A 21,856-nucleotide genomic window follows, 5' to 3' on the forward strand; every position below is an offset into this window, starting at 1 on the left:
AAGCGGCGCTAAGTTATTAAACTATGCCTAGGATTCGAAACAGACCTCTGAATAGTTTGGAAGTAATTAAGGTATTTTGACAAAAGCGAGATTTGTGAGTTGAATCAGCTTATTCAAACATTTGACGAAGGCTAAAGAAGCCGAATGATTCCCTATAAGATCGGAAAAGTCGCTGGTTGTTGAGGTTGTAGTATTCTGTGAGAGAGGTCATCATTTTTGCTTTGATCTTAGGATTGCTGTCAAAAATCTCCTGCATCGCAAAGTGAGGAATTACAATTAATTCGGCCTCGTCAGAAACAATTAGTGCGGTGTAAGTCCTCTTTGCATTTTCGAGTAATGAGTTTTCTCCGAATGCTTCACCTTTTTTGATTTCAAGTATAGTCTCGAAATTGTCTTTGATGTCAATAGTTAGGCTGATTTCCCCATTCTTGACTAAGTAAAGTGCTTGACTAGGGTCTTTACTGAAGAAAACCACTTCATCTTTCGCATACTTTCGATGATGCATTGCAGGGATAAATCGAGCCATTTCCTTTTCTTTTAAGCTTTCGAAAAACTTAATCTGTCCAAGAAAATGGAACATTTGTTCCTCTGCCTCGGTGTATGTTTTGGAAAATGGATTCCGCATTGCTTATCGCTTTTTTAAATACAGTAATTTTCTGGTAGATGCTGTTGATTTTGCCCAATCAGCGATTCTATAACCAATAACCCAAGCTATTTGCCCATCTGAAAGTAAGACTTTTACAGATTGTTTTTTTACCACAGGTACTTTCAAATCTATCAAAAAGTCAGAGATTTTCTTGGCATTTTTCATTCCAAGAGGAATAAATCGATCACCTTCTTGCCAGCCTCGGATTTCTAAAGGAAAACTTAGTCGCTCTAGATCGAGCATGGCATTTTGTCGTGTTTTATCTAGGTCTTCTTTGCCTTCTAATTTGAGGATTTCATACTTTCCTTCAGGCAAAAGAAACTCAATATCACTTTGAGAAATAGAGATAGAAGAAAATTTACTTGGTAAAAGTGCCAATATTAATTGATCACGGTCAAGATTGAGTAAATGACTTGGGCTTTCGAATAGCTTTCCAGATTCGCCTAACTGGCAACTTTCCAAAACATCTTGCGCCTGATCAGAATTGAAGCCGTACGGACGAAGCCAGAAGTACAGAAGCGATGCCGCTCCAGCGGCCCTTAGAATATCAGTTGTAGAAAGGATTTGTAACCCATCTGATTCTTTGATTTTTTCATTTTTCCAGTTTTCAAATAGTCCATTGAATGCCTTTCCAGTGTCTTTTAATCTTGCAAAGCTGCTCAGCAGATTTGATTTTGCATCATCGCTTACAGAATAGATCGCGGGTAAACTGATGTGGCGAAGCTTATTCCGTTTGTAATCGGTCTTTTCATTTGAACTGTCTTCTCTCCACTCGATGTGATTAGCGAGGACATATTCTTGGATTTCTTTTCTTCCAAAAGCCAACATAGGCCGGATCAGCCAGCCTCTGCGCTCTGCCATTCCATAGATTCCTTCGATGCCAGTGCCACGAAGTAGATTGAGAAAAATAGTTTCTATCTGATCATCTTCGTGATGAGCAATGATAATGCCTGCCAAGTTTCGATCTGATCTTATGGTTTCAAACCACTGATAACGAATCTCTCTTGCTGCCATTTGCGTAGAGATATTTCTTTCTGATGCATATGAGGAAGTGTCAGCATGATGAACGTGGATAATTTTGCCTTCAGTCTTCGCCCATTTCCTGATAAATGCTTCGTCTTCGTCGCTGTCGTTTCCACGTAATTGAAAATTCACGTGTGCTATTTCAAAAGGAATAGCTGCTTTGGTAAGAAGATTGCCCAGGCACATGCTGTCCATTCCGCCACTGCTTGCCAATAAGTAAGTTTTGGAGGGTTCTAAAATTGATTTGTTCCGGATATGCCGGATAAAAGCTTCAACCATTGATCAAAAATATCATTTTCTGCTAATTTTGCCCACATTCGTGCAACTATGACTTCAGCCTTATTTCGTATTTCCTTCTTCCTTCTGTCTTTTTGGGTGATTTCCGCTTCATCTCTGGCACAGGAAAAATCCATTTTGGAGATTAACAAAGCAGATGAACTAGCCGGAGATGGGGTAAAGGGATATGAACGGTTCTTGGGATCAGTGGAGATGAAACATCAGCAAACATTGATTTATTGTGATTCTTTACATTTTTTCAGAAAGGAAAACAAAGCACGTCTATTCGGGAATGTGAGAATAGTCGATACAGAAGATCCTGTGCAGACGACTAGTGGCTATGCAGAGTATGATGGCAATACCAAAATGGCAAAGCTTAGAAATCGCGTTGTTTTTACAAATCAAGAAACCACTCTGACTACCGAATACCTGGATTATGACCGTGCTGGCAATATTGCTTATTATTTTAACGATGGGAAAGTAGTCGATTCGGTCAATGTTTTGACGAGTGAGCGTGGTAAATATGAGGTGAATATTGAACGGATAACATTCCAAAAGGATGTGGTGCTTGTCAATCCCGACTACACCATGAAAACCAATGATTTGGTTTACATGACAATACCTAAAACAGCGGAAACAAAGGGGCTGACGAATCTAATTTCAAAGGATGGCAATACGCTTGATGCCCAAAACGGTAGTTTTTATGACACTCAGGCAAAAAAGTTTAGGTTTTATGATGGAGTTGTAGAGACAGAAACGAGTAGAATAAAAGCAAAGGAATTGTTCTACAGTGAGTTGGATGCATACTACGAAGGAAAAGAAAATGTGAGTGTGCTCAATAAAGAGCGGCAAGTAGAGGTATTTGGAGATGTGGGAGAGTATTGGGATGAGCGAAAATATAGTTTGGTTCATGGAAATGCATTGGTAAGAAGGTATTTCGAAAAAGACACCCTATATATGGCTTCAGACTCATTGATTTCTCAAGATGGTGAAGCTGATTCAATGAAATATTTGTTGGCATTTCGTAAGGTGAAGTTGGTGAAAACAGATATGTCTGGTGTAGCGGATTCATTGGTTTATAATTATTCAGATTCGTCTATTCAGCTTTACAAAGACCCGGTAATGTGGAATCAAAAAAGCCAGATTACAGCCGATAGCATGGTTTTTTACATTGCTAATGAGGAGCTGGATCGTGTGTTTATGAAGGATAAAGTTTTTGTGATCACGCAGGATACAATAAAGAACTTCAATCAAATGAAGGGCAGAAGTATGGTTGGCTATTTTGTAGATGGTCAAATGGACAAGATTGACATAGACGGTAATGGAGAATCGCTGTACTTTGCTTTGCAGGCAGATACGCTCTCTCAGGGAATCAATAAAACTCTAAGTGCCAATATCAAACTCAGATTCAAAGATGGTGCGATTCAGCGTGTAACTTATGGTATTAAACCTGATGGAAAGTTCACTCCATTTCAACTCATCAATGAAGAAAATTCCAGGCTAGAGGGGTTTAATTGGAGATTTGAAGAAAGGCCAACTATGGATGATATAAATGCTTGGAGAAAACCTGAAGAAATTGATCTTGAAGCAGAAAATTTATTCAATCTTCCAGAGGTAGAATTGATTTTGCCAACCGACGAAGAAATACTAAAGTCACTAGAAAAACGCGGTTGGAAACCAGAAAAAAAGAGTCCATTGCCGCTATTGGAGCCTTGAGACTATAGGTAACGTGCTTCTAGTAAAAAAATTTCATAAGGGTTAACAGATTTTAACCGCATTTTTCTTAAAATGCATAGCCATTGGCTTAATTTTGTCCGTATATTTAATACAGTTACAACAACTGAAGGCTTATCGATTAAAACTTTACATGAAACAATTACTCATATTTTTTACATGGCTTTGGCTGTTTGTTCCCGTATTTGCGGAAGCACAACAAGTGCGTGTGCTGAGTGATGGGATAGAATTTCGGGGCGATTTGGGATCAACCCAACGCAAAACAGTAATCATTCAAAACGAAACCAATCAAGTCAAAACATATCTTCTTAAAAGTCTTCGTGGAAACATCGGATCTTCTCAGAGAGTTAGAATTTGCATCGGAGATCAATGCTACGATCCCAAAAAAGATCTTGCTAAGATTAAACTGACTCTAGAGCCAGGTGAATTATTGACAGATTTATATCTGGTTTTTGATATGGGAATAGCTGAAACTAGAGGGTCTTTTGATTTATCATTTGTAAGTGAGAGCAATTTGAGAGACTTATTTGTCGTTGAAGCTAGGTATGAAGTAGATGATCCGGCAAATAAAGTTGATGAGTTTGACTACAAGGACATCGTACTTAGCGACGTCTATCCAAATCCTAGTGTGAGAATAGCTCAATTTGATTATAACATAAAAAATCAGTCTGTTAAGGCTAGAATTGCAATAAATAGCTTCATTGGCAATCCAATAGCAGATTACGAACTTGATCCCAAAAGAAACACCTTGCCAATTAATGTTTCTGATTTCAATCCTGGGATATATTTCTACACACTTTTCTTGGACAATAAAAATATTGTGACCAAGAAGCTCGTTGTCAAGAAGTAAGACTTGTCTATCCAGCAATCATCCATTTGAATCCGAATAATTAACCCGTATATTTGCGGTCTTGAAAATGAACATGCGCGTACAATCCATTCTATTACTTATTATTATAATTGCCGCAAGTTCCTGTGGTCCATTCAACAAGCTTGAGAAAAGCACAAACTGGGAGGAACTGTATGCAGGTGCAAATAAATACTATCAGGAAGGAGAATATAATAAGGCCATTATCCTTTATGACAAGGTTTTACCGGTAATTAGAGGTAGTGAAAAAGCTGAGTTGGCTGATTACAATTATGCTAACTGCCATTTCAAGACTAAGAGATACATCGAGGCAGCTGGTTATTTCAGCAACTTCTATCGAACATACAATAGAAGCCCATTGGCAGAAGAAGCATTATTTATGAATGCATATGCTCTTTACCTTGATGCTCCTGACGCCAATCTTGATCAGCAGAGTTCTCAGGAAGCAGTTGCCGCGATTCAGCAGTTTGTGACCAAATTCCCAGCTTCTGCAAGCTATGAGCGGGCAATGGAAATGCTAGTTGATTTGCAAGGAAGATTTGAGCAGAAAGCGTATATGGAGTCATCTATGTATTACAGACTAAAAGATGGACTGTATCCAGGTGACTACTATCGTGCATGCATTATTAACTTTCAGAACTTTGCAAAGGATTACCCAGACAGTGAGCATAATGAAGAGCTTGCTTACAAACTTGTGGAAGTGAGTACTGGATATGCTGAGAATAGTACTTTCCTGAAAAAGGAAGAAAGATTGAAAGATGCGTTAGGCTTTGCTACATCTTTTTATCGCAGATATCCCAATAGTGGCTATTCTGCCAAAGTAAAAGAAATCGAAGCGAACGCGAAAGAAGAGTTGGAGGAGCACACCGTTCTTCAAAAAGAATATGCAGATCGATTAGCTGAGCAACAAGCAAAAGCTTTAGAGAATAAGCCTTTAGAAAAAGTAGAAATTAAATAGAACTATAATCAAATAAGAATATGGCAGTTAATCCATCCATCATTACAAGAGATCTTGATAAAATCGCTGATAAGACAGGGAATATCTATGAGTCTCTTCATGTAGTAGGGCAGAGAGCAAAGCAAATCTCCAACACCTTGAAGGAGGAGTTGAATATTAAGCTTTCAGAATTTGCTTCTACTGTTGATAATTTGGAAGAAGTATTTGAAAACAAGGAGCAAATCGAAATCTCCAAGTTCTATGAAAGAATGCCAAAGCCAAGTACACTGGCTATGGAAGAATTCATGGAAGGTAAAATATATCATAGACTTCCAGAAGAACCAACAGGCGAATAATACTATGAGCCTAAAGGGTAAGAAAATCATTTTAGGAGTCACTGGTAGCATTGCTGCTTACAAGTCTTCTTTTCTTACTCGTTTATTAATTAAAGCAGGAGCAGAAGTGCAAATTATTATGAGCACTTCTGCTTTTGACTTTATTACCCCACTCACCCTAGCCACACTTTCCAAGAGACCTGTTCTGAGCCAATTTCAAAAGGATGAAACCGGTGTTTGGAACAATCATGTGGAGCTTGGACTTTGGGCGGATTTATTTTTAGTTGCACCTATCAGTGCGAATTCCCTTGCGAAATTTGCCAATGGTATCTGTGATAATCTCCTTACTGCTACCTACTTATCTGCCAGATGTCCAGTGATGGTGGCTCCTGCGATGGATCTGGACATGTACCAGCATCATTCTGTGCAATCAAACATTCAAAAATTATCTTCTTTTGGGAATATTGTCCTTGATGCAGAATCAGGGGAACTGGCAAGTGGATTATCGGGTCAAGGTCGGATGATGGAGCCAGAGCATATTATGTCGATTGTTGAAGAGTTTTTTACCGTAAAGTCTGATTTTAGTGGGAAGAAAGTGTTGATCACTATGGGACCGACGCAAGAGGCGCTTGACCCGGTGAGATATATTAGCAATCATTCGAGTGGGAAAATGGGACTTGCATTGGCCAATGCTTTTCTTTCTAGAGGAGCCGAAGTGTTTGTGGTATCTGGTCCGATTTCATTGAAAGTAAACAAGGATAACTTTCATTGGCAGGATGTGAAATCAGCTAATGAAATGTATCAAACTGCTGATGAAATCCACGGACAAATGGATATTTGTGTTTTTGCGGCAGCTGTAGCAGACTATGCTCCTGCAAAAGTATCTCCAGAGAAAATTAAAAAAAGCGAAGCCACGCTTTCCATAGATTTAATCAAAAATGTAGATATCGCTGCTAGCTTAGGCACAAAGAAAAAGCAAAACCAAGTTCATATTGGCTTTGCTTTAGAAACAGAAAATGAAGCTAAAAATGCTCAAACGAAGTTGAACAAGAAGAATTTTGACATGATTGTTCTGAATTCAATGAATGAATCTGGAGCAGGATTTCAGTTAGATACAAATAAAGTACATATTTTTCATGCATCTGGCTTGTCGGTACAATCGAAAGTTGCTCCAAAAAATCAAATTGCAGATCTTATACTAGATCAAATCAAAAATATCCCAGTTTGGGTATGAGCCTTTGTATTTCCTATTTTAGCTCTATGAAATCGAGCATAACGAAGAGGGATACAAAGTGGTATGATATTTATCTTGAGAGATTCTCCCGATAGCTATCGGGATGACCTTTGAAAAACAATTATAATCACATGAAAAAAGGGGTTTTCCTTATACTCTTCTTTTGCTATTCATTCATTGGATATTCTCAAGAGCTGAATTTTACCGTAATCATCAATAGTGACCGCGCAAGAATTCAGAATACCGATGTGTTTAGGCAAATGAAGACCAGCTTCGAGCAATTCCTCAATGGTAGATCCTGGACTACAGACGAATTTCGTCCTGAGGAAAGAATTAAAGGAAACCTACTTATCACGATCAATGATGTCCCACAAGTTGGGACATATAATGCAACTGTGCAGATCCAGACCGTTAGACCCATTTACGGGACTAACTACGAGAGTTTGGTTTTTAACTTTGCAGACAGAAACTGGAATTTTGATTATATAGAATCTCAACCACTGGAGTTCAATCGGTTTACTTATTTGAATAATATCAGCTCTTTGCTGGCATTCTATGCGCAAATCGCTTTAGGCTTGGATTATGACACGTACGAAAGTCGTGGTGGAGATGAATTCTTTGCGGCAGCAAATGACATAGTAAACAATGCACAGCAATCAGGTCGGCCTGGATGGGGGCAAAGTACCTCAGATCGGCGGAATCGATATGCCTTAAATAATGACATATATACGTCTTCGGTTTTTTCTGTGATTCGCGATGCCTATTATTTATATCACCGTCAGGGATTGGATATTCTCCAGATTCGGCCGGAAGAAGCATACACTAATATCTTAGAAGCAATCCGGATATTGGCAGAAGCCAATAAAACTCAGCCGAATGGAATATTTACTATCGCGTTTATGGATGCCAAAAGTGATGAAATTGCTTCAATTATGAAAAATGCTTCACTTGAGATTCGGACAGAGATTGTCGAATTACTTTTGGAAGTTGATCCAAATAATGCGAGAAAGTACAATGAGCTGCTGAAAAGCTAAGCTCGATTTTTTAGTTTTGCCCAAACGAACTCTTGACCATGCTCAAATCTCTTAGCATTTCTAATTATGCTCTGATCGACCAACTGCATATGCAGCCTAGTTCAGGACTCAGTATGATTACCGGCGAAACTGGTGCGGGGAAATCCATTATGCTTGGTGCTGTTGGCTTGCTGCTTGGGAATAGATCTGATACGAAGGTTTTGCTTCATGAGGATAAAAAGTGTGTCATTGAGGGAGTATTTGATATTGCTAATTATGGCTTGAAAGACTTTTTTGATCGAGCAGAGCTAGATTACGAGCCTACCTGCATCATACGGAGAGAGATCAGCCCAGCTGGGAAATCCCGTTCGTTTGTGAATGATACGCCCGTGCTTTTGGATGCTTTAAAAACTTTGGGGAGCTATTTGATGGATGTGCATTCCCAACATGATACGCTTCAGCTTGGGGAGGGAAGCTACCAATTGAGCTTAATAGATGCATTTGCCCAGACAAAAGAAGAAGTTAAAAAGTACAGAACTGATTATAAAACTTTTCAAAAAGCACAAAAGGCATACACAGAACTCAGTAAAAAAGCTATTGAATTGCAAAAGGAGGCTGATTTCAATCAATTTCAATTGGAAGAATTAAGCGTATTAGGATTAAAGGAAAATGAGCAAGCTGAGCTGGAGTCCACTCAGGAAATCCTTGAGAATGCAGAAGAGATCAAATTAAAGATTTATGAAATGCTAAATCTTTTTCAGGATGAGCAGTTCGGGATCATACAAGGTTTGTCTCAAATTCAGCATGGTATGCAATCCCTGGAGCGTTTGGCGCATGTTTTTGCTGCACTGAAAGAGAGGTTTCAGGCAGTTAATATTGAATTGAAAGATATAGAAGAGACACTTGGTGATGAGGATAGTCGGGTAGAGGTTGATTTTGAGAAACTGGATGAAATCAGGGATAGACTCAGCAAGATTTACCAACTTCAGAAAAAGCACGGTGTTGGGTCAGTGGAAGAGTTGATGGAGCTGGAAAGGGAGCTGGCAGATAAAGTGTTTCAGGTGCAAAATTTGGACGAAACGCTAGCAAAGGCAAAGCTAGAACTGGAAGATAGTAAAGCACAAGTAATCGATTCAGCAAAAGTCCTTCGCAAAAAAAGACAAGGAAGTTTTACGAATTTCCAAAGTTCTCTGGAAGATCTGCTGGCGGGTCTGGGTATGGAGAATTCCAAAGTTGTAATGGAGCATAAATCAATTGAGCCTTCTGCAAATGGAATGGATGAAATCGAATTGCTGTTTTCTGCAAATAAAGGATCTTCTCCACAGCCATTAAAAAAGGTGGCTTCAGGAGGCGAGTTTTCCAGATTACTTTTTGCTATTAAATTTTTGATGGCGGATAAAATGGCGATGCCTACCTTGATCTTTGACGAGATTGATACAGGAATTTCCGGTGAAGTAGCCTTAAAGATGGTCGGGATGATGCAGGATATTTCTAAAAAGCACCAAGTGATTTGCATTACGCATTTGCCACAAGTGGCAGGACAAGGCGACCTTCATTATTTTGTTTACAAGGATAATTCTTCCGATAAAACTGTGAGTAAAATCAAACTTCTTGATCAAGAAGGTCGGGTGCTCGAGCTTGCAAAAATGATCGCGGGAGCCTCACCATCTGCATCAGCTATAGAAAGCGCAAAGGAGCTGCTACGCCGGTAATTCTTGCCTTACAGCATTTTCGGGTCTTGAATGATTATTTTTTCCTATTTTTGGGCAATATTTTTGAAAATAACCCCCTAGCTATATGCCAGAAAATTTGCTAAAAGGAAAACTTGGAATCATTACCGGTGCTCTCGATGAGAACTCAATTGCATGGAAAACAGCGCTTAAAGCGAAAGAGCAAGGTGCCAGATTTGTATTGACAAATGCTCCAATCGCCATGCGTATGGGTGCCATCAATGACCTTGCAAAAGAATGTGATACCATAGTGATTCCTGCGGATGCTACAAGTATAGAAGATATCGAAAAACTTTACACAGAAGCCAAAGAGTATCTTGGAGGAAATTTTGATTTCCTTTTGCATTCCATTGGGATGTCTCCAAATATCAGAAAAGGAAGGTCTTATGGCGATCTGAACTATGATTGGGCTATGAAGTCATACGATGTTTCTGCTGTTTCTTTTCACAAGATGATGCAAGTGGCAGAGAAGCAAGATGTAATGAACGAGTGGGGATCCATCGTGGGCCTATCTTATATAGCGGCACAGAAAGTATTTCCTTTTTATACAGATATGGCTGATGCCAAAGCTTTGCTTGAGAGCATCGCCCGTGGATATGGCTATAGATTTGGAAAATTGAAAAAAGTAAGGGTAAATACAATTTCTCAGTCGCCTACCAAAACAACGGCAGGAACAGGAATTGGTGGATTTGATTCTTTTTACAATTTTGCAGAATCCCTTTCTCCACTAGGAAATGCGTCTGCAGAAGCATGTGCAGAATATATCGTGACCATGTTTTCTGATTACACCAGATTAGTTACAATGCAAAACCTCTTTCATGATGGTGGATATTCCTTTACTGGAATTTCTGAAGACATCATGGAGAAGTTTAAAGACTTATAAAAACTACCAACAATTCTCAAAAAAGCCCTTTGGAAATCCCTCAGGGCTTTTTTGTGCCTAAACTACATCCTTTTTGGTTTTATGTTGATACATTTCACTTAACTTATCTGGCTGAATGAGACCATCACCTATGAAAAAAAGACTTTTACTCTTAGTTATTTTTGGCTTATATCTCTCCTTTTCATCTTTTTCACAAATAGAATCTGCTCCTGATAGAGTCGAAGGAGATGGGCAATATGGTCGATTGATTTTGAGAGGAGTAATCCTGATTGACGGTACAGGAGCACCTCCTGTGGGGCCAGTAGATATTGTAGTGGAGAAAAATAGGATTGCCCACATTCAGGTAGTTGGCTATCCTGGCATGCCTATCAATGAAAACCGTAGACCAAAAGCAGGTCCGGACGATAAAGTATATGAATTGGAAGGGCACTACTTGCTTCCCGGATTTGTAGATTCTCACGGACACATCGGCGGAAGAGGTCAAGGCACTCCTGCGGAATATGTCTTTAAACTTTGGATGGCGCATGGCATTACCACTATTCGTGATCCTTCAGCAGGAAACGGTCTGGACTGGGTGCTGGATCAAAAGAAAAGATCAGCCGCTAATGAAATTACCGCTCCGAGGATACTGGCCTATACCAGTTTTGGGCAAGGAGCTGAATCTCCAATTACAACAGCTGAGCAAGCGAAAGCTTGGGTAAATGAAAATGCGGAAAAAGGTGCTGATGGAATTAAATTTTTTGGAGCAAATCCAAATGTGATGGAAGCTGCAATATCGGAAAATAAAAGAATTGGACTTCGCTCGGCGATGCATCATCAGCAGTTGGATGTGGCGCGTTGGAATGTAATGAATTCTGCTAAGGCTGGTTTGACTTCTATGGAGCATTGGTATGGTTTGCCCGAGGCCTTGTTTGAGAATCGAACCATTCAGGATTTCAGATTAGATTACAATTACCAAAATGAGCAGCATCGATTTGCCGAGGCTGGAAAACTTTGGAAGCAAGCTGCCCAACCGGGATCTGATCATTGGAATAAAGTGATGAATGAATTGCTTGAATTGGATTTTACTCTTGATCCTACTTTTAACATTTATGAAGCAAATCGTGACATGATGAGGGCTCGTACTGCCGAGTGGCATGAAGTCTATACACTTCCTTCACTCTGGAGATTCTACGCTCCAAGTCGCCAGTCCCATGGTTCTTATTGGTTTGATTGGACTACAGAGGAGGAGGTTTTGTGGAAGGAAAACTATAAGCTTTGGATGACTTTTGTGAACGAATACAAGAATAAAGGGGGTAGAGTGACCGCGGGATCTGATTCCGGATTTATCTATCAGCTTTATGGATTTGCCTATATACGTGAATTGGAATTGCTCAGAGAGGCTGGTTTTCATCCTCTAGAAGTGCTTCGATCTGCTACTCTTTACGGAGCGGAGTTACTTGGGATGGATAGAGAAATAGGATCTGTGGAGGTAGGGAAGTTAGCTGACTTTGTGATTTTGGAGGAGAATCCATTACAAAACCTAAAGGTTCTGTATGGTACAGGTGCAATAAGAATCGATGAAAATAATGAACCGATACGGGTAGGTGGAGTAAAGTACACAGTGAAGGACGGAATAGTCTATGATGCTAAAAAGCTTTTGGAAGATGTAAAAGCGATTGTAGATAAGCAAAAAGAGAAAGAAAATTTTACAATCACGCAGCCGGGATTGGATTGGTAAACAGAGTTTGAATTAGAACAGAGTGGTCGCAGCCTATACTTCAATGGGTTGATCACTCGCAAATAAAAAACAGTATGCCCCAAATCAATGTAAACGGAGTTGATATTTTCTACACGGACCAAGGAATTGGGGAGGAAACGATCGTCTTTTCACATGGCTTGCTTTGGAGTCATAAGATGTTTAGAGATCAAATCGAATTCCTTCAATCGAGATTTCGAGTGATTGCATATGATCATAGAGGTCAAGGTCAAAGTGAAGTAACCGGTCCATTTGATATGGATACACTTTGTCAGGATGCAGCGGAATTGATCAAACGATTATGTGATGGTCCAGTACATTTTGCTGGTCTTTCGATGGGTGGCTTTATAGGGCTGAGGTTGGCGTCCAGATTCCCACAACTGATTAAAAGCTTGATTCTTATGGAAACTTCAGCAAATTCTGAGCCTGTAGAAAACCTTCCCAAGTACAAAACCCTTAATGGAATAGTGAAATGGTTTGGTATAATGCCTATAGTATCAAGCAAAGTCATGAAAATCATGTTCGCGGAAAGCTGGCTCAAAAATTCGCTCAATTCTGAGAAAATAGATTATTGGAAATCAGAATTGAAATCGAATAAGAGAACTATCTCTGCTGCAGTGGAAGGTGTGATCTATAGGAAAGGTGTGGAAAATGAACTGGGCGGGATTACTTGTCCTACAATGATAATAGTGGGGGATGAAGATGTAGCCACCACGCCGGTAAAAGCCAAATTTATTCAAATGGGAATTCCTAAATCGAAACTGCACAGTATTCCGGGGGCTGGTCACAGTAGTTGTATTGAAAAGCCTAAAGAAATCAATCGACTGATAGGAGACTGGTTAATCGAGAGAAGCTGATTTGGGTATTTCATAATTCAATTCATTCTCCAATGACCTCATTCTAGGTCATTTTTCAATTGTTTTCAAAAAAGATTTCAACAATTGAAACCTTTTACTACACTTATGTGTATATACATTAAATACAATAACAAAAGATATGGGAAGCCTAGAAGAAGCAATCAAGCAGAAGGAGTTCAAAGACCCGTACAATAAATTAGTGGTTAATCTCCTCTATACGCACAGCTATTTGGTGTCAGCGCAAAATGGGATATTAAAGCCTTTTGATCTTTCTCCAGAGCAGTATAATGTGCTTAGGATCTTAAGAGGTCAAAATGGGGAGCCTACTACAGTGTCTTCTATTCAGGATAGAATGCTCAATAAAATGTCTAATGCTAGTCGATTAGTGGACAAGTTGAAGGCAAAGCATTTGGTAGAAAGAAGGGAATGCCCAAGTGATCGACGTCAAGTGGATATTTTGATTACTGAAAAAGGGCTTCAAATACTGAATGATTTGCAGATTCATATGGAAGGATTCAATAATCAAGTAGTTAAACTTAATCAGGAAGAGGTGGTTATGATGAATGATCTTCTTGACAAACTAAGAGGCTAAAAAAATTTGCACTATTACGTGTATATACATTTAATATTAATACAATCTAAAAATCAACTAAAACAACAAAAATTATGAGTACTACAAAATGGACAATCGACCCTACACACTCTGAAGTGTCATTCAAAGTAAAGCACTTAGTGATTTCTACAGTAACAGGTTATTTTAAGACTTTCGAAGGATCTGCTGAGAGCGATTCTGAGGATTTCGATGGAGCAACTGTTTCTTTCTCCGCAGATATCAATAGTATTGATACCAACCAAAAGGACAGAGACAATCACTTGAAATCTGCTGATTTCTTCGACGCAGAGAATCACCCTAAATTGACTTTCTCTGGTAAAATCAAAAATTCTGGTGGAGATTATAAGTTAGTAGGTGATTTGAAAATGAGAGAAACCACTAAAAACGTTGAACTAGACGTTGATTTCGGTGGAGTTGCTGGTGATCCTTATGGACAAACTAAAGCAGGGTTTGAGATTGAGGGTAAAATCAATAGAAAAGAGTTCGGACTTTCTTGGTCTGCAGTGACTGAAGCAGGAAGTGTAGTCGTAAGTGATCAAGTTCGCTTGATCTTGAACGTTCAGCTTGTAAAGCAGGCTTAATTAGCAAAAAGACTTTTGAGTACCGATACAGGTACTCGAAGGTCTCAATAAATACCTGAGGAGATTATAGCCCCCGAAGGGTTGAAAATTTCTTAAACCATTTTCCATAACTATTATGAAATGCCCATGAGAAAAACTTCTCACACAGGGGGATGATTATATAGGGCATTCCACATGACCATTGGAAAACAAATTTTAAACAGATGAAATCGAGCATGTCATAACCGACACACAGAGGGATGATTTTAAAATCCGGCGAGATTCCATATGGCCTTTAAAAGACAAATTATAATCATATGAAACCATTAATCACTGGAATCCATCACATCACTGCGATAGCTGGCAATCCACAAGCAAATATCGATTTCTACACCGGGATTCTTGGATTGAGACTGGTGAAGAAGACTATCAATTTCGATGCACCGGGTGTATATCATTTCTATTTTGGAGATGAGTTGGGAAGACCGGGTACTGTATTTACCACATTCCCATTTACTGGTGCTAGAAAAGGAACTAAAGGAGCTGGTGAAGTTACTTATACCGCCTTTTCTGTCTCAGCGGGATCCTTGGAGTTTTGGATAGAGCGGTTAAAAAAATATGGTATTCCCGTGTCTGATGCTCTGACGCGATTTGGTGATAAGTTGATCCGTTTCGAAGATCATGACAGCATGGGGATTGAGCTGGTAGCGAATGATCAGGATGATAGAAGTGGCTGGTCTTATGGGCAAGTGCCAATCGAGCATTCTATTAGAGGTTTTTACGGAGCTACATTAAATCTTCGGGCAAAAGATTTGACTGAGAAGTTGCTCACTGAGCACATGGATTATCATTTCATCGGGGAAGAAAATGGCAGATTCCGTTATGGCACAGCTGGCAAGCCTGGTGATATTGTGGACATCGTAATTGATAAATCTGGGAACCGAGGCTCACAAAGCGCTGGAACTGTGCACCACATTGCTTTCAGAACAGAGAATGCCGCGTCGCAACTTCAAGTTCAGGAGCTCTTGATGAGTAATGGATATCAAGTGACTGAAGTAAAGGATAGAAATTACTTCAAGTCCATCTATTTTCGAGAGCCAGGAGGAGTTCTTTTCGAAGTAGCTACTGATGAACCTGGATTTGCCATTGACGAGGACGAAGCTCACTTGGGCGAATTGATCAAATTGCCTGACTGGGCAGAACCTAATAGAGAAAAACTAGAATCAAGTTTAACTCCAGTTTCGCTAAATGTTGAATCTTATGTCTGATATAATAACAGGAGGAATTCCATTGGCACAAGCAAAAAAGGCCGCGATTCTAATTCACGGAAGAGGTGCAAGTGCAGAGAGTATTCTTTCGCTAGCGAAGTACCTTAAGTTAGATGATTATGCGCTTTTAGCTCCTGAAGCTGATGAGGGCACGTGGTATCCCTATAGCTTTATGGCTCCAGATGAGGCAAATCAGTCTGCATTAGCAGGGTCGTTGGAGACGATAAAGGGAGCATGGAATAAAGTCGCTCAAGCAGGTATTTCTGCAGAAAAGGTAGTGCTGATTGGCTTTTCTCAGGGAGCTTGTCTGAGTCTTGAATTTGCTGCACATAATGCCCAAAAGCTAGGTGGAGTTATTGCTTTCACGGGAGGATTGATTGGCGAAGAGATTCAAGAGGAGAAATATTCTGGTGATTTTGAAGGCACTAAAATCTTTATTGGAAGTAGTGAAAAAGATATTCACGTGCCTCTTTCTAGAATAAATGATTCGGAAACCCTACTGAGCAGGATGGGTGCAAAAATGAAATTGATGATTTTCAAAGACTCAAATCACACCATCCGCAAGGAAGAAATCGATTGGGTAAACGAAAATATATTGTAAATAGGTTTTCTATAATTCAAAAAATCCTCTGGCAGCTTGTTAGAGGATTTTTTTGTCCACAACCGAAACAAAACTTTTTTTTACATAAAATCACTTAAAATTATTACATAAATACCTGATAATAAAATAAATATAGGTGCGCATCTGATAAATCAGGCTTTCAAAGAGAGAAAGTTGCATATTTACTATTGGCGGGAAAGCAATGATGAGGTTGACTTCGTCGTGGAGTATAAAAAGCGTGTAATTGCTCTTGAGGTCAAGACTTCTAAAGTAGGCGGATTAACGGGGCTAAATGCTTTCACGAAAATCTACCATCCAGAAAAGTCACTTGTTATAGGTTCGGATGGTATTCCTTGGGAGGAGTTCTTGCAGATGGATGTGCTAGATTTATACAGTTAAAAAGACAGTCTAATGGCTGTCTTTTTTAATTGAAAGGCTAATTATCCTAGACAAGTAGTATACAGCTCGATTTACATGATTTTTGTATTAAAAATTATCTTATAAATTACTGATTTTCAATAGATAATAAGCGATATAAATAATTTACTCAATACTCTGAGTAAATTTACTCAGTGAGCGAAGTTGAATATTTACCGGAACGAATAGCTCACTTGAGACCCTCGCTCTGGGTCTAATTCTATCGTTGCAAAAACTCCGATTTCCTGTTGTAGATCTTCCACATGGCTGATGATTCCGACGATCCGATTTTCGTGACGGAGTGACTTCAGTGTTTCGAAAACTACACGTAGTGCATTTTTATCCAAAGCCCCGAATCCCTCATCCATAAAGAAGAAACTTTGATCTGCCTGATTTAGCGCTTTTACTTTCTCTGCCAGAGCCAGAGCAAGACAAAGTGATGCCTGGAAAGTCTGTCCTCCCGAGAGTGTTTTCAGCAATCGCCTTTTACCACCATTTAAGTAATCAATCACCCAAAATGTATTGTTGTCGTCGATTTCCAAACTAAGTTGGTTTTTGCACAGCTTCATAAAGCGGACGTTTGCAGTATTGCAAAGTTCTTTGAGGTAAATCGAGCTCACGAATTTCACAAAACCACTGCCTCGGAACATATTGTCCAGCTCTTTCAAATAGCTTTCTCTGATCTCCAGTTTGGCAAAATCAGCCTGAAGAAGCTTCTTTTCTGCAAGTTTAGCTGTGGCTTCCTGAATTTCCTTATCGAGTAGATGAACCTCTTTTTGCAGAGATTCTGCATTGATCTTCAGCTCTTCAAAGAATGAGAATAGCTCCTGGAATGCTTGCTCTTGAAAATCAACAACTCCATTTTCGGCTTCCAGTTCTTGAATCCTATTCTCGGCGATGGCCAGCGCCTGATCAAACTGATTGATTTCACGAGCTACTTTTTCCGCATCTATCGAGTGATGGAATAAACGGATCAACCGTTCTTCATCTGTGAATCCATGCTGAATTTTCAGCGATTCAAAATCAGAATTCAACTTTTGCAGTTTGAGTTGGCTTTCATCCCGGTGATTTATGAAATTCTCCAAATCGGCCAGGTTAATATCTCTCTTACTGCGTATCTCTCGAAGATGCTTTTGTTTCCCTTCGAGTAGTTGAAGGGCTTCTTCAATATCTCTTTCTACTTTGGTTATTGCTGATTGGATTTGCGAAGAATCCCTGCTGAAAAATTGTTTACAGAAAGCCATGTCTCTGATTTCTTCTTTCTTTGAGGAGATGTTGGATAGTACTGATTGTAGTTTTAGCTGTGCGTGTTGCAGCTCCTTTTCTGATTGATCAATAAATCTCCGCTCTGTTTCCCAAGTTTTCCGTAGGGATTTCACTTCTTGCGAAAGTCGCTCACGAGTCTGATTGCTTTGCTCCTGTGCTTGAATTTTAGCTAGCAAGCTCTCTTGCGAATCAATGTTGCTTTGTGATAAATTGGTTTTTATTTCAGCAAGATTCTGCTTCAAATCTTGTATTTGATTGTCCTTAGAACTTAGGTTTTTTTGATGATTTTCTAGATGAAAGACTAATTCATTGTGAGCAGCTTTAGAAGCTTGGGTTTGCTCAAGAAGTAACTTTGCATCTTGTATTTGACTAGTTTTTTGTTCCAAACCACTTTCAGTATCACCTTCAAGTGGACTTGGATGCTCAAATGCTCCGCAAAGTGGACAAGCTTCTCCAGTATGAAGCAAATGCACATGTGCGGCAAGTCCCTGCTTTTGCATCAAAAGATCCCGTTGCTTTTCTAATTCTTGAATAGTTGTCTTCTGAGTCGCTATCCAGGTTTCGAAAGAACTTTCATTAGTGGGAATTGAAGATTTTAGCGCTGTGTTTTTTCCTTTACAGACATTTAGTTCTTGATCTACTTCTTTGGCTTCAAATTGAATTTTACTCAATTGATTTTCAATAGTCTTCCATTCTTTTGAAGAACTGATCAGATGTGCTAAATCAGAACTGTCAGAGGCGTTGATATTTTCGGCTTCACTTTCTAGTTCAACAATTTTTGTTTCCAGTGACTTCTGAGCTTGTCTTTTACTCTCTAGGATTGGCTGTAAATTTACCAGAGTGGAATTCTCCGATTCCCTTTGAGTTTCCAGTTTTTGAATTTCGATGACTTTCTTCAGGTCTCTGATTTTACTTTCCCGCTGAGACCTTTCCTGATTCTTCTTTTTGAGCTCTGCTTCTTGTTCTTCCAACTCCGTTACTTCCTTGGCAAACTCAATTTTGAATCGCTCACAGTCAATCACGCTTACTTTATACTTTTCAAAATCTGCTTTAGTATCGCGAATCTGTTCCCAAACGGGGCGGAGATAGGTTTTTGCTTTGATGAATTCTGAATGTAACTGACGCTGCTTTTCTATTTCTGGGCGCTGATGATTAAGACTTTCCCGCTCGGTTCTGAATTTTAATAATTGCTGATTTTTAGCCCGTAGGTTTTCTTGTAGGCGAACATCCGATTCTGCACTTTTTAGCTTCACTGAAGCTTCAGCGGATTGGATTTTAAGATCAGAAAATTGATTTGATTTTTCTGTGAGTATATCCTCTGTAAAATCTTCTAAACCTTGCAATTGAGTTTCAAGTCGGATTTTTTGCTCTTTGGCGGATTTTAAGAGAATTCCTGCTTTAAATGAAAGGTCAAATCGCTCCAAGCCGAACAGTTCCTTCATCATCTTCGCCTGATCCAACGGCTTTTGATCGATGAACTCACGGAATTTTCCCTGCGGAATGATCACAGTCTGCTTGAAGTGTTCTTTTTTCATACCGACGATTTCCTCAGCTCTTGAAGTTATCGGCTCCCAGTTCCCATCTACTTTTTCATAGAACGTGTGTTCTGCAGTCCGGATATCTTCGAAATTCTTGGAATTTCTCTTCGCAGCATAGCGGGCCAAATAGGTTTTTACATTGTTTCTACCAGAGCTGAATTCGAAATTGATAAGCAATAAGTCACTTTGCAGATTGACCATACTGTTTTTCTCTCCTCGATCAGAGAGTCGCTCTGTACTGCCATATAATGCTAAAAGAACAGCTTCTAAAATAGAAGATTTACCACTGCCGACTGCACCAAAAATCCCAAACAGTCCTGCCGCTGTCAGCTTGTCAAATTCAATAGTCTGCTTCTCTTTGTAGGAATACAATCCTTGAATGTCGAGTTTAATTGGGATCATGCTTCGTCGTTTTGGCTGATGACTTCTTTGAAGATTGTGAGCAGCTCCGCATTGGGCTCCTGACCTTTGTCACTTTCATAGAATAGTTTGAAGAGACTTTCCATGTCCTTTCCCAAATCTTCCACTTGCAAACTTTGATTTTCACGTCCCAAAGGGTTTTTGATCTGGGGAATTAAGTTGACAATACCATCGTGGGCTTTCATAATTGCTTTTCGGGTAGCTGCTTCTATGGAGCTTTCTGTGATGTAAGTCAATTCCACAAAGCAGTAAGCATTCTCCTCCAGCCAAGCTAAGGTGTCGGGAAGATTATTGAAGGTTTTGCGGTAGAGTGGCCGGCCCTCAGTCAATCCAATAGGGTGATAATTGACAGGTTTGCCAGGTTCTGCCTCGATGATTACAACTTGCTTCTGTTGATCCGCTTCGCTAAAGGAGTAGGCGAGAGGAGAACTGGAATAGACCACGGGACAATGCTCATGTCCCACAGCATGGTAGCGATGCAAATGTCCCAAAGCTGCGTATTGAATTTGTGGAGGAATATTGCGGGTGAAAAGCGCCTGTGTTCCACCTACGTGAAGAATTGGGCGCTCGGATTCTGGTTCTGGTTCTGGTTTTTCTCCTTCTTTCATAAAGAAAAAATGCCCTGCAAATAAATTCACTCCATTCTCATCGCAAAAATGATCAGCTATTTTCTTCCAGTTTGTTCCCAGCAGATTGCGGAATTCTTCTTCTCGATCTCCTTCTCCTAGGTAGGTTTTCATTGAGACTTCATTAGCATAGGGTGCCAAAATAATTCGGATAGGAAAATCAAATTTCGGGAGATTCATTTCTACGAAACCTAAGTCGGAATGCGTGATTTCTATACCATTGTCAAGTTTTCCAGTAGGGATTACGGTGTCATATTTTCCATAGAAAAAAATACCCATTTCTCTGGCCAATGGATCTGGAGCTTCGACAAACTGTGTGCTGTCATGATTTCCTGAAATCGCAATAATTGGCCTCTTTCCTCCATTTGTGAGCCTGCGTAGTGTTTTGTAAAGCAATTCTACAGCTTCGTGGCTTGGATTAAATGTATCAAAAATATCACCCGCCAGTAAAATCAAATCTACATTTTCCCTGTCAGCGATAATTTTGATTTCTTCTAAAACCAATTTTTGCTCCTCTAGTCTGGAGAATTCCTGAAGTCTTTTTCCCAAATGCCAATCTGCTGTGTGGAGAATTTTGATCATGCCGTGTCTAAAAATGAATGAATAACTAAGGTACTTCTGTGATTGACTTGCTCCAAGCCATTTGATATAAATGACATTAATTGGCATCTTTATTGACATGGCAGGCGATAATTCAGGATATACTATGTGGAATTGGCTCCTTATTTTGGTTGCGTCACTTATACCGGAGTATTCTCAGCCTGATATGGCTCTTGATGCCTTGGTCATTCAAGAAGGTACTGCTAGTTTTTATGGTCGCCGATTTCATTTAAAAAAGACTTCCAGTGGCGAGATTTTTCATATGGACAGCCTTACGGCAGCACATAAAACTCTTCCATTCGACACCCGGGTCAAAGTCACACGGACAGACACCGGCGATTTTGTCTGGGTAAGAGTGAATGATCGACTTCCAAAAAACTCCAGGCGTATTATTGATTTATCGAGAGCCGCCGGTACCCAGTTAGGTCTTCTCCACGATGGAATTACTACAGTAACTATAGAAGTAGAAAATCCTAATGAAATAGATCGACTTATCGAATATTTTGGAGATGATCCACCAGCTACTATGCGGCTACGACCTGTGGAAGATGCTATTATACCTACTCCATTGGAAATGGATAAGTCAATTCCATTATTTTAGAATCATTAACTTCCTTGATACAGAATAGATTTCTTATTTGAAGGAACAGTTAGTTTATTAACTGCTGAAACT

At 39.6% G+C, this 21,856-nt stretch carries 20 protein-coding genes; 16 read left to right on the forward strand and 4 right to left on the reverse strand.

The annotated features are described in order from the left end of the window. Positions 1-109 precede the first annotated feature (109 nt). Positions 110-625, reverse strand: coding sequence for a Crp/Fnr family transcriptional regulator (locus SYJ56_RS15995; protein ID WP_323835804.1), 516 nt, complete (start codon positions 623-625; stop codon positions 110-112). A gap of 3 nt (positions 626-628) precedes the next feature. Next, positions 629-1,948: a tRNA lysidine(34) synthetase TilS gene (tilS, locus tag SYJ56_RS16000; RefSeq protein WP_323835806.1), complete on the reverse strand. Its 1,320-nt coding sequence runs from the start codon at positions 1,946-1,948 to the stop codon at positions 629-631. Between the two features lie 48 nt (positions 1,949-1,996). On the opposite strand from tilS, the gene SYJ56_RS16005 reads away from it, so the two are divergent. The 15 genes from SYJ56_RS16005 (at position 1,997) to SYJ56_RS16075 (ending at position 16,715) form a co-directional block, all read left to right on the forward strand. Next, positions 1,997-3,661: an OstA-like protein gene (locus SYJ56_RS16005; protein WP_323835808.1), complete on the forward strand. Its 1,665-nt coding sequence runs from the start codon at positions 1,997-1,999 to the stop codon at positions 3,659-3,661. Between the two features lie 151 nt (positions 3,662-3,812). After that, positions 3,813-4,529, forward strand: a complete 717-nt coding sequence (locus SYJ56_RS16010) for a T9SS type A sorting domain-containing protein (protein WP_323835810.1) — start codon at positions 3,813-3,815, stop codon at positions 4,527-4,529. A 67-nt stretch (positions 4,530-4,596) separates the two neighbouring features. Then, positions 4,597-5,505, forward strand: coding sequence for an outer membrane protein assembly factor BamD (locus SYJ56_RS16015; RefSeq protein WP_323835812.1), 909 nt, complete (start codon positions 4,597-4,599; stop codon positions 5,503-5,505). Between the two features lie 20 nt (positions 5,506-5,525). Further along, complete coding sequence (locus SYJ56_RS16020) at positions 5,526-5,840, forward strand: DNA-directed RNA polymerase subunit omega (protein WP_323835814.1); 315 nt, start codon at positions 5,526-5,528, stop codon at positions 5,838-5,840. A gap of 4 nt (positions 5,841-5,844) precedes the next feature. Further along, on the forward strand, positions 5,845-7,053 hold the full coding sequence (gene coaBC, locus SYJ56_RS16025; RefSeq protein WP_323835816.1) for a bifunctional phosphopantothenoylcysteine decarboxylase/phosphopantothenate--cysteine ligase CoaBC: 1,209 nt from the start codon (positions 5,845-5,847) through the stop codon (positions 7,051-7,053). A 131-nt stretch (positions 7,054-7,184) separates the two neighbouring features. Further along, positions 7,185-8,087 (forward strand): type IX secretion system protein PorD, encoded by a 903-nt coding sequence (porD, locus tag SYJ56_RS16030; RefSeq protein WP_323835818.1) that lies wholly within the window; start codon positions 7,185-7,187, stop codon positions 8,085-8,087. A gap of 38 nt (positions 8,088-8,125) precedes the next feature. Further along, entirely contained in the window at positions 8,126-9,778 is a 1,653-nt protein-coding gene (gene recN / locus SYJ56_RS16035; RefSeq protein ID WP_323835820.1) for a DNA repair protein RecN, read from the forward strand. 85 nt (positions 9,779-9,863) lie between these two features. After that, positions 9,864-10,679 carry an enoyl-ACP reductase FabI gene (locus SYJ56_RS16040; protein ID WP_323835822.1) on the forward strand — a complete coding sequence of 272 codons (816 nt, stop codon included), beginning with the start codon at positions 9,864-9,866 and terminating at the stop codon, positions 10,677-10,679. 130 nt (positions 10,680-10,809) lie between these two features. Further along, a complete protein-coding gene (locus SYJ56_RS16045; RefSeq protein WP_323835824.1) occupies positions 10,810-12,399 on the forward strand; it encodes an amidohydrolase family protein in 1,590 nt (529 codons plus the stop codon). Positions 12,400-12,473: 74 nt separating this feature from the next. Then, on the forward strand, positions 12,474-13,274 hold the full coding sequence (locus SYJ56_RS16050; RefSeq protein WP_323835826.1) for an alpha/beta fold hydrolase: 801 nt from the start codon (positions 12,474-12,476) through the stop codon (positions 13,272-13,274). A 139-nt stretch (positions 13,275-13,413) separates the two neighbouring features. After that, positions 13,414-13,866 (forward strand): MarR family winged helix-turn-helix transcriptional regulator, encoded by a 453-nt coding sequence (locus SYJ56_RS16055; protein ID WP_323835828.1) that lies wholly within the window; start codon positions 13,414-13,416, stop codon positions 13,864-13,866. Between the two features lie 74 nt (positions 13,867-13,940). Beyond that, positions 13,941-14,468, forward strand: coding sequence for a YceI family protein (locus SYJ56_RS16060; protein ID WP_323835830.1), 528 nt, complete (start codon positions 13,941-13,943; stop codon positions 14,466-14,468). Between the two features lie 296 nt (positions 14,469-14,764). After that, the gene (locus SYJ56_RS16065; protein ID WP_323835832.1) at positions 14,765-15,715 is read left to right on the forward strand and encodes a ring-cleaving dioxygenase; all 951 of its coding nucleotides are present in this window, start codon (positions 14,765-14,767) and stop codon (positions 15,713-15,715) included. Beyond that, complete coding sequence (locus tag SYJ56_RS16070; protein WP_323835834.1) at positions 15,708-16,316, forward strand: alpha/beta hydrolase; 609 nt, start codon at positions 15,708-15,710, stop codon at positions 16,314-16,316. The genes SYJ56_RS16065 and SYJ56_RS16070 overlap by 8 nt, the downstream gene beginning before the upstream one ends. Before the next feature lie 147 nt (positions 16,317-16,463). After that, entirely contained in the window at positions 16,464-16,715 is a 252-nt protein-coding gene (locus SYJ56_RS16075) for a DUF4143 domain-containing protein (protein WP_323835892.1), read from the forward strand. Between the two features lie 191 nt (positions 16,716-16,906). On the opposite strand, the gene SYJ56_RS16080 is transcribed toward SYJ56_RS16075, so the two are convergent. Together SYJ56_RS16080 and SYJ56_RS16085 are read right to left on the reverse strand one after the other, a co-directional pair. After that, positions 16,907-19,939, reverse strand: coding sequence for an SMC family ATPase (locus tag SYJ56_RS16080; RefSeq protein ID WP_323835836.1), 3,033 nt, complete (start codon positions 19,937-19,939; stop codon positions 16,907-16,909). Next, positions 19,936-21,165, reverse strand: a complete 1,230-nt coding sequence (locus SYJ56_RS16085) for a metallophosphoesterase family protein (protein ID WP_323835838.1) — start codon at positions 21,163-21,165, stop codon at positions 19,936-19,938. Before SYJ56_RS16085 ends, SYJ56_RS16080 begins: the two co-directional genes overlap by 4 nt. Positions 21,166-21,235: 70 nt before the next feature. Between SYJ56_RS16085 and SYJ56_RS16090 the strand changes: the two genes are divergently transcribed. After that, entirely contained in the window at positions 21,236-21,784 is a 549-nt protein-coding gene (locus SYJ56_RS16090) for a septal ring lytic transglycosylase RlpA family protein (RefSeq protein WP_323835840.1), read from the forward strand. Positions 21,785-21,856: the final 72 nt, after the last annotated feature.

Source organism: Algoriphagus aurantiacus, assembly GCF_035156405.1.
Lineage (GTDB): Bacteria > Bacteroidota > Bacteroidia > Cytophagales > Cyclobacteriaceae > Algoriphagus > Algoriphagus aurantiacus.

What these genes read in the sequence shown, in the direction of transcription:
- SYJ56_RS15995 (WP_323835804.1), bottom strand. Translation starts at nt 625, where the DNA reads ATGCGGAATCCATTTTCCAAAACATACACCGAGGCAGAGGAACAAATG.
- tilS (WP_323835806.1), bottom strand. Translation starts at nt 1,948, where the DNA reads ATGGTTGAAGCTTTTATCCGGCATATCCGGAACAAATCAATTTTAGAA.
- SYJ56_RS16005 (WP_323835808.1), top strand. Translation starts at nt 1,997, where the DNA reads ATGACTTCAGCCTTATTTCGTATTTCCTTCTTCCTTCTGTCTTTTTGG.
- SYJ56_RS16010 (WP_323835810.1), top strand. Translation starts at nt 3,813, where the DNA reads ATGAAACAATTACTCATATTTTTTACATGGCTTTGGCTGTTTGTTCCC.
- SYJ56_RS16015 (WP_323835812.1), top strand. Translation starts at nt 4,597, where the DNA reads ATGAACATGCGCGTACAATCCATTCTATTACTTATTATTATAATTGCC.
- SYJ56_RS16020 (WP_323835814.1), top strand. Translation starts at nt 5,526, where the DNA reads ATGGCAGTTAATCCATCCATCATTACAAGAGATCTTGATAAAATCGCT.
- coaBC (WP_323835816.1), top strand. Translation starts at nt 5,845, where the DNA reads ATGAGCCTAAAGGGTAAGAAAATCATTTTAGGAGTCACTGGTAGCATT.
- porD (WP_323835818.1), top strand. Translation starts at nt 7,185, where the DNA reads ATGAAAAAAGGGGTTTTCCTTATACTCTTCTTTTGCTATTCATTCATT.
- recN (WP_323835820.1), top strand. Translation starts at nt 8,126, where the DNA reads ATGCTCAAATCTCTTAGCATTTCTAATTATGCTCTGATCGACCAACTG.
- SYJ56_RS16040 (WP_323835822.1), top strand. Translation starts at nt 9,864, where the DNA reads ATGCCAGAAAATTTGCTAAAAGGAAAACTTGGAATCATTACCGGTGCT.
- SYJ56_RS16045 (WP_323835824.1), top strand. Translation starts at nt 10,810, where the DNA reads ATGAAAAAAAGACTTTTACTCTTAGTTATTTTTGGCTTATATCTCTCC.
- SYJ56_RS16050 (WP_323835826.1), top strand. Translation starts at nt 12,474, where the DNA reads ATGCCCCAAATCAATGTAAACGGAGTTGATATTTTCTACACGGACCAA.
- SYJ56_RS16055 (WP_323835828.1), top strand. Translation starts at nt 13,414, where the DNA reads ATGGGAAGCCTAGAAGAAGCAATCAAGCAGAAGGAGTTCAAAGACCCG.
- SYJ56_RS16060 (WP_323835830.1), top strand. Translation starts at nt 13,941, where the DNA reads ATGAGTACTACAAAATGGACAATCGACCCTACACACTCTGAAGTGTCA.
- SYJ56_RS16065 (WP_323835832.1), top strand. Translation starts at nt 14,765, where the DNA reads ATGAAACCATTAATCACTGGAATCCATCACATCACTGCGATAGCTGGC.
- SYJ56_RS16070 (WP_323835834.1), top strand. Translation starts at nt 15,708, where the DNA reads ATGTCTGATATAATAACAGGAGGAATTCCATTGGCACAAGCAAAAAAG.
- SYJ56_RS16080 (WP_323835836.1), bottom strand. Translation starts at nt 19,939, where the DNA reads ATGATCCCAATTAAACTCGACATTCAAGGATTGTATTCCTACAAAGAG.
- SYJ56_RS16085 (WP_323835838.1), bottom strand. Translation starts at nt 21,165, where the DNA reads ATGATCAAAATTCTCCACACAGCAGATTGGCATTTGGGAAAAAGACTT.
- SYJ56_RS16090 (WP_323835840.1), top strand. Translation starts at nt 21,236, where the DNA reads ATGACATTAATTGGCATCTTTATTGACATGGCAGGCGATAATTCAGGA.